The following is a 13,604-nucleotide window of genomic DNA, read 5'->3' as shown; positions in this document are numbered from 1 at the left end:
CTATGAAAATCTGGATATTATTTGGATAAATATCCTGAGATTGAGGTATTCAAATGAAATTAGGCGGATTTTTTAAGAAGAAGGAGAAGAAGGATTTTCTGCAAGAGGCTGATGAGTATAAGCGTTCGGGGAAGTATGATAAAGCCCTCGAAGCTTATGCGGATATTCTGGCGATGGACCCAGGTAACCTTAAAGCGTGGTATGATAAAGCGTCAATCCATCTTACACTTGAACAGTATCTTCCTGCCCTTGAGGCTTATGAGAAGGTTCTTGAACTTGACCCAAACAATACGAAAGCCTGGCATGAAAAAGCTATTGTACTTGTGAATCTTGGCAGGCTGGACGATGCACTTACCGCGTATGATAACATACTCATATCTGAACCAGGAAATACTCGGCTGCTTTCTGAGAAAGCATTGATATTGAAAGAACTCAAAAAGGACAACGAATTATTGAACGTATACGAGAGCCTTCTCCAGATAGAGCCGGATAATACAAAAATTTGGTTCGAGAAAGGAATAATGCTAACTGGCCTGGGCAAAGATGCTGATGCATTGGCGACTTATGAAAAAGTACTTGCACTTGAGCCGGGTCATGCAGGTGCGCTTGCCCGCAAAGGCATTGCTGTAGGCTCAAAGAAACAATATGCTGAGGGATTCGCCCTGCTTGAACGGGCACTGAAGATTGATCCAGGCAACTGGAACGCATGGTTCGGAAAAGGTAAAGTATGGGGTCTAAAAGGAAGCGATCTTCGCGCTCTGGGCATGAAATATGATGCTATTAAAGCATTTGACACATCGCTCCATGCTTATGAAAAAGCGATCGAGCTGAACCCTAAAAACCCGGCGCTCTGGTATGAAAAAGGTTTTGTTCTAAAAAGCCTCAACAAGGGGAACGAGGCCATCAGGGCTTTTGAAAAATCCATTGAGATGGATCCACGGAGCACACAAGCATGGTATGATAAAGGGATAGCTCTCAAGGAACTGGGACGGGGGGATGATGCCAGGAAATGCTTTGAGAAAGTGCTTGATATAGACCCCGCGCATACGCTGGCGAGGAATAAATTGAAGCAAATGTAAACTCTACAGGGGAGTTGTATTTTAATATGAAACTCCCCGATTTCTTTCTGATTGTGTTATCGGGATAATATATCCATAGTGTCAGCTTGTTGCTATTTTTTTATTGAAATAACATTGAAAGAATAATCACAAAGATGAAAATTGCTATCATTATGTTAATAATAATGAGTTACATTTAAATAGTGAGGCTCACATAATTGCAACCAATAAAAAAACGGGTATAGACGGAGGCTATTAAATGGTAGACTGGAATAATGAACAGGTAAAACTTGCAGTTTATTTGATATACGGGACAAGCTTCATAGTAATGTTCTTGGCCCTGACCTTATGGAAAAAAAGAGTAAGCCATATAGAATTAATGAACGGCTTTAAATATCTTGCAGCCTTTGGGCTTCTCCACGGGTTGGCCGAATATTCTGATATCCCACGGTTCCTTGTATGGCAGCCGGCATGGGCATTTGATATCATCAAATTGCTCCTTGTCTCAAGTTCCTTTGCTGTGCTTCTTGCTTTCGGACTGAATATAATTACAGTCGGGAAGGAAGAAAAAAGATGGCTTCGCGGGTTACCTTATGGTGCGCTCCTAATGTATTTCTGGTTGATGATATTTGTAGGGCTTGACCTGACGAACAACGATATCGGGATAAGTTACAAAGCCGCAGACCTTGCGGAGAGGTACAGTCTGGGCTTTCTCGGTGCCGCGATATCCTCATATGCATTCCTTGACCTGTCAGGAAAAATGAATGCCATAATCGGGGAAAAGGCCGGAAGAAGATTCGTATATGCGGGGATTGGTTTTGCCTTATATGCGATCTATGGCGGTCTTATCGTAAATCCGGTTTTCGGGATCCCGGCGGTTGTCTATCGCTCTGCTATCGCAGTAATAATAACCGTATCCGTGCTAGGGATATTCCAATTGTTCAAGGTAAAACAATCGGGATAATCCTCTTTTTTTAATTTTTCCTTTTCCTTATTTGTTCCTGATCAAGTGTTTCAGACCAAGTCCTTCCAGCATATCTTTCATGTCCTTTTCATCGGGAGTAATAAGACTGGTGAAGTCTGATAATGTTTCATTCAATATTTCAGACCCGTCGTGTATCAGATGACCGATTTCCTGTTTGTGCGTCATGCCCACTTCGCCATCCTTCCCGTAATTGGCTTTAATGAGATCAATGGCTTTATTGAATCCAGGGTTTGTTCCCCCTCTTTCCTGGACTCCGCAGAATTGACGGTAGAGGTTATCCCTTATTATCTTTTTTCTTTTCTCATCTTGCTGGAAGCTCTGTTTTAACTCGGTCATTCCCTTCCTAAGGTCTTCTTTGGCCAGATCTTTTCTTAACCCTGCAAGCTCATTCTTAAGGTTATCGATCTTTGAAACACATTTATTGTTAATTACTAAAGCCATATGCTTCCTCTGTTAAATCATAGCTTATGAGGGGTTCTCCAGTTTTCATTCTTTTTCTCCATGGATTATCACCGCTCTTCATTCCAGGGTATTTTGATAATCCTTCCATCAAGTGTATCTTTAAGTAATTATTAGAATCACAACGATATATGTCCGGTTGCTACAAAAGTTGGCAACTCAAAAAGCATATTCGTTCTCTCATACCAAATGAGGGAAGAGATAATTACCCCCGCGGTTCCAACAGACTCAATGAATGCTGCTATGCGTAAAGCGCCGGCACATTTACATAAAAATTTTCTGTTGTAACATATACATTTCACTTTTCCTCATCCATTCTTAATCAAATGTTTGAGGCCAAGACTCTCCAGAGTATCTTTCATATCACCTTCGTTTGGCGTCATGAGTTCGACGAACTCGGATACCAGTTTATCTGAAAGTCCTGATTCATCTTTAATGAGATAGCTGATCTCCTGTTTTTGCATGGCCTTGCTGATGTCATTTTTATCCTGTGTTTTGATAATATCTATGAATTGATCGAGTTCTGATGGTTTTTCCACAACTTCTTGATCTCCATGGAACTTGCGATATAGTCTTTCTTTTTCTATGAATTCTCTCAATTCGCTTTCAGGAAAATTCAGCTTTAACAAGCGAATATAATTTACAAAATCGTCAATATCTTTTTGTTCAGGCTGTGAGTATCGCACAAGGAAGTTGCCTATTTCTTCGTTAACTTTTTTTCTGCTTATTGCAATCCTGACATGATTCTTCACTTTTTCGATGATATCCTTTTCAACTTTTTTGGCATTGCCGCCAAACTTCATTGTCAGATATTTTGCATAGTCTGTAATGTCGCTTTCAGATGGGAGTGTGTTCTTCGCCAGGAATGCGCTTATTTCCTTGTCGATATCGGTGCTTATAGTAGTCTCAGGTGCTTTCTGCCTTCCCGTGGTCTCCACAGCCTTTGTCCTAAGGGTATTACAGATTTCAGCGGCTTTATTTTTCCCTGAAAGCACGCTCAGGTTCAGTTCGATCACATCGATAAATTCCTTAAAGTCGCCAGTGTTCGAGGTATCGTTTAGACTCTTCTTCGCTTTGACTTTATTTATTATTTCGGCAGACAGCTGGCCGAAATTGACTTCTAAAGTTTGAGTGCAATAATTTATGAAATCTTCCGATATGCCCATATATTCATCATTCCTGTAATCTTTAAATTATTAATCCACTACTATATATACATATCACTATCATGAGCATAATCATATATATTAATTATCAATAAACGTTATAAACCCATAATGAGTATATACATCATAAAATTATAATACGACTATTTAGGGATTATATTAAGTCGAAGGAATAAACATGACGGCACGTGTATACACAATCGCCTCGGGAAAAGGTGGAACTGGTAAGACTACGACTACGCTGAACCTTGGTACAGCTCTTGCGTTGCTTGGAAAGAAAACACTGGTGCTTGATGCAGACATAGGTATGGCGAATCTCGGTCTTTTGATGGGTCTTGAAAAATGTAAGATAACGCTGCATGAAGTCCTCAGTGGCAGCGCCAAAATAACTGAAGCCATTTACGATGGTCCCGGAGGACTCAAAGTAGTTCCGAGCGGCTTATCGTTGAGGGGATTCCAGAATTGTAATCCTGATGTATTGAAAGAGGTCATGACTAAGATTACGGAAGGAATGGATTTTATATTGATCGACGCTCCAGCAGGCATAAGCAAGGATGGCGTAATCCCGCTTGCAGTTGCCGATAAAGTTATCCTTGTTGTAAACCCTGAACTTGCATCCATGGCCGATGCCCTGAAAACAAAGGCATTGACCGAAATGCTAGGCCGCACGGTTGAAGGAGCAATTTTGAACCGAGCTGGAATTGAATTAAAAACGGAGATCAACCGCACCAAGGTCTCAGAGCTTTTGGGGGTAAAAGTCCTTGAGTTGATACCCGAGGATTCAAATGTACGGCGTTCAGCGGCATTCAAGGTCCCAATAGTCATAAGAGCTCCGACATCTCCGGCCTCAATTGCTTTTAAGAGGCTCGCAGCTCATCTTGCAGGTGAGAAATTCACGGAAACCGGGTCAAAGGAAGGCAAGGAAAGTTTCGTGGACCGGCTTGCCAGAACAGTTTTCGGAGGGAAATAAGATGGATGATATAATGTCCACTATTTTAGTGATTGTGCTTTTGATATCTTTTTTTATGATTTATTTGATGTATGTCCGGATAAGGCAATTAAGAGAAGAACTTAACGAATTGAGAGACAGGGTTTCTATTACCGGAGAAGAATTGATGCGCCTCTCCAATGATATAGAGGATTTCAAGAAGATCAAGATATGATTCCAGAATTATGATTGAAATACGCGAAAAAGTGCGAGTATTCCTTGCAAAATTTAAATCCCCGGATGAGATGCATATAGGGAGATTTGTGAGCGACCTGGCTTCTGTGGATCCGTCTATTGATACAGAGGATCTCAAGAAAAGACTGGTAAAGCTGATCAAGCAGGGTGAGGAAATAGAGGTTTATGAAGGGGATATTGCCTCTATTAGCCCGGAATCACCAATCTATGACAATCTTACAGAAGCCGTTAAAGAAGCTAAAGCCGGGCACGAAAAAATGGAAGATGTTTCAGGACAACTAAAAATAGTCAGGAAATTTCTAAAATCATCCAAAGGCAACGGGAACAGGAAAGAGGGTAAAACTGAAGGAGAACTCAATAAGAAAGATATGGATTTAGATTCCATTTCTCGCGTAGGAAAGCAGATAACATCGCATAGAAGGGAAGAGAAAGAGAAAGCTTTTGAAGATTTGGAATCTGATGAAGATGAAAAGGAAGCGCCCAGGAAAAAATCAAAAAAATTGAGAAATAAAAGCAAAAAAGGATTGGAAAGGGCGGCAAAAAAGAATGAGCTGGCGGTTGCAGCTGAAGAAGTAAATTCTGAAAGAGAAGGAGCTAATAGCGTAGGTGAGGTTATCGTAAAGCCTTCTGATGATGGGGAAATATCGGAGGAAAAGATAACAGCGGGACCAGAAGAGACGATACCCCGGGAAGATTTAGAGAAAGAGCCCGTTGATGGTAAGGCGGGTGAGATGATACCCGGGATAGATATAGAAAATATCCCGGAACAGGAAGAGACAGCGGCCCTAGAAGATTCGAATAAAAAGCCGAACGAAATTGAGATATCCGAGAAGGATAGGGAAAAAATCCAGGTACCAGAGGAAACGAGAACCGGAGAAGAGTTAGAAGAACTTCCGCTGGAAGAATTGATATTGGAGGAAGAAAAACCAGAAATACCTCCCGAAGCAGGATTTGGACTGGCTGAAAAGGTAGGACAGCCTCAGGAAGATCATGGAAAATCAGACGACAAAGAAGCAATTGCCGTGGCTGAAAGCAATGAAGTCTATGCCGGTCAACCTCCTGAGGAAAATTCCGAAAAGGCATCACTTGAAGAGCTGGTGTGGTCAAAGGAAAAACTATCGCCGGAGGGAGTGGAAGGTTTTCTTGCACGTCTTGAGAGCGATGATGCGAGGGATATCATCAAGCAGCAGTTGACCCCGGAAAAACAGGCGGTCTTTGAGCTCCTTGAAGAAAAATTAATGTCTGATGTTGAAACCCGTATCAAGAAACTTAAAGAGATGCAATCGAAAGTTCTTGAGGAAAACCCCCCTCAGACTTTCTTAGGTAAGGTAAAGTACTTTTTCACAAAAGAACCTGATTCAATAGAATCATATGATCCTGCTGTAGACGGTCCTCTCGTCACATTTGAAGGGCTTGAAGGATTCAACGAAATTGAACGCTATTGGGTAAACGAGCCGTACGCATTTGTTGTAATACTATTCAACCCGGATAATAATAGCTACCTGTATTATATTGCGGAACCTGTGCTCACGGATTTCGAGGATTTATTCCTTAAGGAGATTAAGGACAGGCTGAAGGATGTCCTTCTTGTTGAAGAAATCAAGACCGAATCTGATAAAGATAAGATCCTGACAAGCAAGGTCAAGATGCTTGTAAAAGATTATGCGATCGACATCAGTCCGATTACGCTCGAAAAAGTAATGTACTATACGAGAAGGGATTTTATAAAATTCGGAAAGATCGATCCGTTAATGCACGATAACAGGATCGAGGATGTTTCAGCCAACGGCCATGACATACCGATATACCTGTACCATAAGAAATACGCCAATATTCCCACAAATATATATTATAATGAAAAGGAGCTTACTTCGTATGTGATCCGGCTAGCACAGCGCTGCGGCAAGCATATATCGATCGCAGAACCAATGATTGACGCAACTATGCCGGACGGTTCACGTATCCAGATGACCCTGGGTACGGAAGTGACATCTCATGGATGCACCTTTACGATACGAAAGTTCAGCGAGATCCCGATCACACCAGTCGACCTCCTCAACTGGAATACGTTCTCCCCAGAGGAGATGGCTTATCTCTGGCTGTGCATTGAGAACAATAAGAGTTTGATTTTTGCAGGAGGAACGGCTTCGGGAAAGACTTCATCTCTTAATGCAGTATCTTTATTCATCCCGGCACAGGCAAAGGTGATCACCCTTGAAGACACGCGCGAATTGAAATTGCCCCATCCCAACTGGATTCCCGGAATAACAAGGGATTCATTCACCGCCGATGGTAGGGGAAGCATAGATATGTACGAGCTTTTAAGAGCCGCACTGCGTCAGCGGCCCGAATTCCTGCTTGTAGGCGAAGTGAGAGGTAAGGAAGCTCTTACCCTTTTCCAGGCGATGAGCACAGGGCATACCACTTTCTCCACGATGCATGCTGATTCTGTTTCAAGTGCCATCCACCGGCTTGAAAACCCGCCTATCAGTGTCCCGAGGACTATGATACAGGCGCTAAATATCATTAGCATACAGTCCCAGACCTACGTGAAAGGAAAACGATCGCGCCGTAACATGAAACTTGTTGAGATTACAGATATCGACCCGACAACAAGGAATATCAGGACAAACGATATTTTCGTTTGGGATCCATTGACCGATAAATTCCTGAGGGTCGGGGAATCAAAAGCTGTTAATGAGATAATGATCCGAAGGGGCTGGAGCCTTCCCGACTTGAAAAATGAACTCATGAACAGGCAAAAAATACTCGAGTTCATGGTCAATAATAAGATCTCAGACTTCAATGCGATTTCCACGATCATCCATGATTATCAGGCCACACCAGAAAAGATCATCAAGAAGCTGAATATCACCCCCGGGTAATTATGGCGAATTATAATAAATCATTTGAATTGTTTTTCCGGAAATTAAAAGCTCTGCCCTTCGTCTTGCTCGGGGAAAAGATGAAACAGCACAAGGGCGGTTATCGCGACCTGCGGAATTCTATGAGGCAGGCGCGCATACCCATGTCTTATGAGATGTATATCTCAAACGCCCTATTTTACTCGGCGCTGGCGGGTTTTATAGGGGCGTTCGTTGGCCTGATAATGGCCTATATAGTAGTAACAGTAGTTAAACTCCCCGACAGGTTGACCCACCTCACATTTTCACCATCGAGTGCCTGGCTTATTCAATACAGGAATATATCTATCGCACTTTTTATTATAATCTTCCTGACTTTACTGCTGGGTGGAATAACCTATATGCTCTTTACCATATATCCGAGTTTCTTAGCTGGTGAGAGAAAAGGGTCTATAGATAAAAACCTCCCCTATGCGGTGACCTTCATGTATGCATTGAGCCGTGGCGGCATGAACGTTATCGAGATAATGCGTTCGCTGAGCAAATGCACAGATACATACGAGGAAGTCGCCCGGGAGGTAGATGTAATCCTTCGGGACATGGATTACTTTGGAAATGATTTGAGGACTGCCCTCCACAATATCTGCGAGGTAACACCGTCAGAGAATTTCAGGGATCTCATGTACAATCTTTTAACAGTTATCGACAGCGGTGGCAATATTCCCGCATATTTCAGGGATAAGTCCGAACAATATCTCAATAAGGCCAAGGTAGAGCAGAAGGGATTTCTTGAAACCCTTGGTTTGATAGCGGAATCCTACGTTACGGCGTTTGTTGCCGGGCCTCTTTTTATTATAATTCTTGGTGTGATGATGTCTGTAATGGGCTCTGGAAGCAATATAATGATATATGCTATAATCTATGCAGTGATTCCGATAGGCTCGATGATGTTTGTAGTTATGATCAGCATCATAACCCCAGGTTCAACGGGCGATGCCCCAATCCTCCCCACGGAGAGCCTTGTGGGTGATATAATAGTTCCTGAGACCGAAGAAAAGCCCACCTTTTTGAATTTCATAAAATCCAGAGACACAATCAAGATAAGAAACTTGCTCAAAGATCCTTTAAAGCGGATTAAAGAAAAACCAGAATACTCGCTGGCGATAACCGTGCCAATCGCGCTCATTTACTTAATAATTTCTATCATTCAGGGCTTGAAAGTTTACTACTTCATTGACTATATAGACGACAAAATAATTTTGGCCATATATATTATAATAATCCCACTGATGATTTTTCATGAGTACAAGAAGAGTAAAGAAAATAAAATACAGAACCAGATCCCTGATTTCTTAAAAAAGCTTGCCAGTACCAATGAAACCGGAATGACGCTGCGAGATTCTATTAAATTAATGACGCGATCCGATATTGGCATGAGCAAGGAGATCAAGAAAATCTGGAATGATATAGACTGGGGACTTGAAATTAATGAGGCGCTCAAGCGGTTTGCGAACCGTGTGAGAACACATATCGTTGCACGTTCGGTCACTCTATTGACAAAAGCGAATGAATCCAGCGGAGATATAGGCGAGGTGCTATCGGTGGCTGCCCGTGACGCTGCGGCTGAACAGGAATTAAAGAATGAGCGAAGAGTCTCCATGTTTATTTACATAGTTATAATTTATATATCATTCCTGGTTTTCATCGGAATCATCTACATCATATCATCCACTTTCCTTCAGGAAATGGTAAAAGCCGGGGAAAAGGCGACTTCCTCCGGGGCGCATGCAGTTCCCCTGAGCCTTAACAGGGAGAAACTGGCCATGTATAATCGCCTGTTTTTTCACGGGGCTCTGATACAGGGCTTTTCCTCGGGCCTTATTGCAGGAGTTATGGGAGAAGGCAGTGTGCTCTCCGGATTGAAGCACTCGGTGATTATGGTAACAATAGGCTACCTCTTATTCACCATGTTCGTGCTCTGATGTCCCAAACAGGAAAGAATAAGTTAGTATGCCTCCTTCTCAGAAGCGATGGGAGCATTCAGACTTGTATCCGGATTTGAGCCAAAGGGAGACCAGATAAAAGCCATTGAAAAGCTGACTTCCGGGTTAGAACGCGGGATGAAGCATCAAACCCTGCTTGGCGTGACAGGTTCGGGAAAAACATTCACGGTGGCGAACGTAATTAACAGAGTTCAGCGGCCCACGCTTGTTATCTCGCACAACAAGACCCTTGCGGCGCAGCTTTATTCGGAGTTCAAGGCATTTTTCCCGGAAAATGCCGTTGAATATTTTGTTAGCTACTATGATTACTATCAGCCTGAAGCATACATTCCCCAGACCGATACGTATATCGAAAAAGATGCATCCATAAATGAGGAGATAAACAGGATGCGGCTTTCAGCCACACGGTCGCTTTTTGAGCGGAGGGATGTGATCGTAGTGGCAAGTGTCTCGTGCATCTACGGCATAGGGTCGCCGCAGGAATGGCATGATATGTCGCTTCTCCTGAGAAAAGGAGATAATATGGAGCGCAGGGCTATACTTTCAAGCCTGGTGGACATGCAATACGAACGTAATGACATTGATTTCAGCATGGGAAAGTTCAGGGCACGCGGTGACACCGTTGAAGTATTCCCTTCTTACGCTTCAAACGGGGTCAGGATAGAACTCTTCGGCGATGAGATAGAACGCATAGCTGAATTTGACCCTCTCACCGGGAAAGCGTTCCGTGAGAGCGATGCTCTTGTGATATACCCCGCAAAGCATTTCGTGATGCCACAGGAAAGAATTGACGCGGCCATAGAATCGATCGAAGATGAACTCAAGGATAGGCTGCGAAAGCTGAAATCCATGGGGAAAATACTCGAAGCGGCGCGTCTTGAGCAGAGAACGAAGTTCGATATCGAGATGATGCGGGAGATAGGATACTGCCAGGGAATAGAGAACTACAGCCGTCATATGGACGGGAGAAGAGAAGGCGAACCGCCATATTCCCTCCTTGATTATTTCCCGGAGGACTATCTTATCGTTATCGATGAATCGCATGTCACGATACCTCAGATTCGTGGAATGCATGCAGGTGACCATGCGCGAAAAGAATCGCTCGTGGATTACGGGTTCAGGATGCCATCGGCTTTTGATAACCGCCCTTTAACTTTCGAGGAATTCGAGGTGCGTGTGAGCCAGGTTATGTATGTCTCTGCCACTCCGGCCGAGTACGAGATGACCCGAAGCGCCCAGGTTGTGGAACAGATCATAAGACCGACCGGGCTCGTGGACCCCGAGATAGTAGTGAAGACTATTAAAGGTCAAATCGATGACCTGATAGCTGAGATACATGCAAAGACTGCGAAAAAATACAGGGTGCTTGTCACGACACTCACGAAAAGAATGGCTGAGGATCTGACCGAATATCTGATCAATGTCGGCATCAAGGCGAGGTATATGCATTCTGAGATCGAAACTCTCGAGCGAATCGAAATAATAAGGGGACTGCGCCTCGGGGAGTTCGACGTGCTTGTGGGAATAAACCTGTTGCGTGAGGGGCTTGACCTGCCAGAGGTCGCACTTGTGGCGATCCTGGATGCCGACAAGGAGGGATTCCTGCGTTCGGATCGCTCCCTTTTGCAAACAATAGGAAGAACCTCAAGGAATGTGGAAGGAAGGGTAGTGATGTACGCTGACAGGATAACGGGCTCGATGCAGAGGGCGATGGAGGAGACGAACCGGCGGCGCGCAATGCAGATACTGTACAACCAGGAGCATGACATCACGCCGCAGACCATTCGAAAGGCTGTCCAGCCGAGGGAGATTACCGAAGTTGCCCCTCCAAAGGAGGAGATGTTCAATTATATTGTTGAACTGGAAGCGGAGATGCACAGAGCTGCGAAGAACCTTGAGTTTGAGAAAGCTGCAAAAATAAGGGACTGGATAGCGAAGTTGAGGAAAGGCCTGTGATTTAGTGCTGGTGAAATTTATAAATTGTGGAGGGCATCAAAGAAAAACCAATGCTGGAAGTTAGTTCTTATCATTCTTTAAAAAAAAATTTAAAGAAGAGATTTAAATCCCTTCTTTCAGGTTTCTACTTATTTTCTTGTCCGATACTCGCGGTCATCACTTCGACTTTATGTTTTACAGTCACCCTGGTATTACAATAGCAGCCGTTGCTTGTCCACTGTTTGCCGTCATCACTTCTACCGTATCTCCCGCTACTACTGAACCAGATAATGTTGCCACTATCTGCGTATCGCTCCAGCTGATGATACTCGTGGAATAATTGATTATTCCTGCATGACTGAAAGTGACATATTGCTGAGCATTTGTTGTTGGTTGATTTCCCAGTCCAATTCCGGAGATAGTTAAGGTTCCGCCATTCAATGTCGCTGAAGACAAAGTGACCGCTGGCACAACAGTCAATGTCGACAGTTTGCTAAGCGTATCCCCGCCTTTCACAAGTTGCACTGTGTGAACTCCTGCACTGAGTGCCGGAATGTTAACCACTATCTGTGAATCTGTTACAGATGTTGGTGTATATGTCACTCCATCTACAGTTACTACAGAAGTATAGGCGCCATTCACGAAGTTCGAACCCGTGATGGTGAGAGTAGCAGCAGTTCCTTCGGCTATTACTGACGGGCTTACACTATCCACATATGGAACAAGGGCTCCCGGCGTCCATGTATCTGCTGGCAACCATGAATTGTGACAGCCATAGCAATCCGTGTTATTGTTTATATGACCAAGTCCTTGCTGTCCACCTGGCGCATAGTTAAACTGGATGTTATGGATTGACTGGACACCGTGGCACTTCTCGCAACCCGTACCATTAACGGTGATATTAGTTGTTCCTGGTTCAAATACATCGGTTGCTTCAATGGTTGAGTTCCTAACTTCCATCGCTCCGACGAGCAGCTCACCAGTAAATGGATTGGTTATGTTGACTCTCAACGGGCTTGCACCGCCTGGTGTTATTACATGGCACCAGCTGCATGATGCGCCTGGAGTCGATGCATTTTGGAATGCAGTCTTACCGCCGAATCCGCTAAAGCCCAATATTTCTTTGTGATGGTTGTCGCGGTTGCTGCCAATTGGTGATGGCGTTGCTGCAGGATTGGGATCATGGCATGATAAACAACCTCCCCATACCTTATTGCCACCAAGTCCATCCGGTTGTGAGAAGTTGGTCGCTTTAAAGGTAGCGAACGGCGTTATCATAAAGTCCGTAGCGTATGATGGTTTATAATGTCCATCGTTATAGTTGTTTACGAAACTGCCGTGACAGAAATTGCACGTCCTGTTTGCAGCAGGTGTTCCAATATTTGCGGTATCATTCGCTGTATCGACATGGTGAGGTCTACTGAAATTGCCTACATGTGCACCAAGAGTCGAATCTGCCCAGAAACTTGTCCCATTATGGCAATCTACACAGCTTCTATCCAATAATATTCCATTTCCTGCTCCTGGAGTGGACGGATGACAATCCCCACAGCCGAATAGAGCATTGGTTAATGGATTTATCTTTTGTGTTTGTAACAGCCTGTGATGCCTTGTTGGTACTCCACCTACGACGGTGTTGCTGTATCCTCCACTGATGTTTGTTCCGGATGTTTGATGGCATTGTCTGCATGCACTCTGGCTAGTTGCGTTGGTCTGAAGTTGGTCTATCCCCGCATCATATAAACCAAGGTTCTGAGGTACTGGTGGCGGTAATGATGACGTTGGTGGCGTGGGTGCTGTTGTGACATTCCATATCCACATCTGTGAATCAACACCATTGGTATTGGTTGCTGTAGCTGTTATGTTCCATACGCCAAGTCCTGCACTGGTGTTGGTATAACCGGCATTAGTCACACCCGTATTTGTCTGAACCAAAGTTCCGTTGATATAC

11 protein-coding genes are annotated in these 13,604 nt (G+C 43.8%); 7 read left to right on the top strand and 4 right to left on the bottom strand.

Annotated elements, in window-relative coordinates:
• Positions 1-53: 53 nt before the first annotated feature.
• Positions 54-1,079, top strand: a complete 1,026-nt coding sequence (locus tag O8C65_13065; protein ID MCZ7357853.1) for a tetratricopeptide repeat protein — start codon at positions 54-56, stop codon at positions 1,077-1,079.
• Between the two features lie 238 nt (positions 1,080-1,317).
• Complete coding sequence (locus O8C65_13060) at positions 1,318-2,022, top strand: hypothetical protein (protein ID MCZ7357852.1); 705 nt, start codon at positions 1,318-1,320, stop codon at positions 2,020-2,022.
• Between the two features lie 27 nt (positions 2,023-2,049).
• On the opposite strand, the gene O8C65_13055 is transcribed toward O8C65_13060, so the two are convergent.
• The 3 genes from O8C65_13055 to O8C65_13045 all read right to left on the bottom strand — a co-directional run bounded on the left by O8C65_13055 (position 2,050) and on the right by O8C65_13045 (position 3,668).
• Positions 2,050-2,484 carry a hypothetical protein gene (locus O8C65_13055; GenBank protein ID MCZ7357851.1) on the bottom strand — a complete coding sequence of 145 codons (435 nt, stop codon included), beginning with the start codon at positions 2,482-2,484 and terminating at the stop codon, positions 2,050-2,052.
• On the bottom strand, positions 2,468-2,593 hold the full coding sequence (locus O8C65_13050; protein ID MCZ7357850.1) for a hypothetical protein: 126 nt from the start codon (positions 2,591-2,593) through the stop codon (positions 2,468-2,470). The genes O8C65_13055 and O8C65_13050 overlap by 17 nt, the downstream gene beginning before the upstream one ends.
• A gap of 217 nt (positions 2,594-2,810) precedes the next feature.
• Positions 2,811-3,668, bottom strand: coding sequence for a hypothetical protein (locus tag O8C65_13045; GenBank protein ID MCZ7357849.1), 858 nt, complete (start codon positions 3,666-3,668; stop codon positions 2,811-2,813).
• Between the two features lie 178 nt (positions 3,669-3,846).
• Between O8C65_13045 and minD the strand changes: the two genes are divergently transcribed.
• From minD to uvrB, 5 genes are all read left to right on the top strand, one after another.
• Positions 3,847-4,638, top strand: coding sequence for a cell division ATPase MinD (minD, locus tag O8C65_13040; protein ID MCZ7357848.1), 792 nt, complete (start codon positions 3,847-3,849; stop codon positions 4,636-4,638).
• A 1-nt stretch (position 4,639) separates the two neighbouring features.
• Positions 4,640-4,831 (top strand): hypothetical protein, encoded by a 192-nt coding sequence (locus O8C65_13035; protein MCZ7357847.1) that lies wholly within the window; start codon positions 4,640-4,642, stop codon positions 4,829-4,831.
• A gap of 10 nt (positions 4,832-4,841) precedes the next feature.
• Complete coding sequence (locus O8C65_13030) at positions 4,842-7,736, top strand: ATPase, T2SS/T4P/T4SS family (GenBank protein ID MCZ7357846.1); 2,895 nt, start codon at positions 4,842-4,844, stop codon at positions 7,734-7,736.
• An 80-nt stretch (positions 7,737-7,816) separates the two neighbouring features.
• A complete protein-coding gene (locus O8C65_13025; GenBank protein MCZ7357845.1) occupies positions 7,817-9,697 on the top strand; it encodes a type II secretion system F family protein in 1,881 nt (626 codons plus the stop codon).
• Between the two features lie 48 nt (positions 9,698-9,745).
• On the top strand, positions 9,746-11,674 hold the full coding sequence (uvrB, locus tag O8C65_13020) for an excinuclease ABC subunit UvrB (GenBank protein MCZ7357844.1): 1,929 nt from the start codon (positions 9,746-9,748) through the stop codon (positions 11,672-11,674).
• Between the two features lie 180 nt (positions 11,675-11,854).
• Here uvrB and O8C65_13015 read toward each other — a convergent pair.
• The coding region (locus O8C65_13015; protein MCZ7357843.1) for an IPT/TIG domain-containing protein at positions 11,855-13,604 on the bottom strand (1,750 nt) is incomplete at its 5' end.

This window comes from Candidatus Methanoperedens sp., from assembly GCA_027460535.1.
GTDB lineage: Archaea > Halobacteriota > Methanosarcinia > Methanosarcinales > Methanoperedenaceae > Methanoperedens.
Note: the sequence above shows the minus strand (reverse complement) of the source record. Positions and strands in the feature narration are given on the sequence as shown.

Bases quoted from the DNA above. Each gene is read 5' to 3' on its own strand.
- uvrB (MCZ7357844.1), top strand. From the start codon at position 9,746: ATGGGAGCATTCAGACTTGTATCCGGATTTGAGCCAAAGGGAGACCAG.
- minD (MCZ7357848.1), top strand. From the start codon at position 3,847: ATGACGGCACGTGTATACACAATCGCCTCGGGAAAAGGTGGAACTGGT.
- O8C65_13035 (MCZ7357847.1), top strand. From the start codon at position 4,640: ATGGATGATATAATGTCCACTATTTTAGTGATTGTGCTTTTGATATCT.
- O8C65_13025 (MCZ7357845.1), top strand. From the start codon at position 7,817: ATGAAACAGCACAAGGGCGGTTATCGCGACCTGCGGAATTCTATGAGG.
- O8C65_13065 (MCZ7357853.1), top strand. From the start codon at position 54: ATGAAATTAGGCGGATTTTTTAAGAAGAAGGAGAAGAAGGATTTTCTG.
- O8C65_13050 (MCZ7357850.1), bottom strand. From the start codon at position 2,593: ATGGAAGGATTATCAAAATACCCTGGAATGAAGAGCGGTGATAATCCA.
- O8C65_13055 (MCZ7357851.1), bottom strand. From the start codon at position 2,484: ATGGCTTTAGTAATTAACAATAAATGTGTTTCAAAGATCGATAACCTT.
- O8C65_13045 (MCZ7357849.1), bottom strand. From the start codon at position 3,668: ATGGGCATATCGGAAGATTTCATAAATTATTGCACTCAAACTTTAGAA.
- O8C65_13060 (MCZ7357852.1), top strand. From the start codon at position 1,318: ATGGTAGACTGGAATAATGAACAGGTAAAACTTGCAGTTTATTTGATA.
- O8C65_13030 (MCZ7357846.1), top strand. From the start codon at position 4,842: ATGATTGAAATACGCGAAAAAGTGCGAGTATTCCTTGCAAAATTTAAA.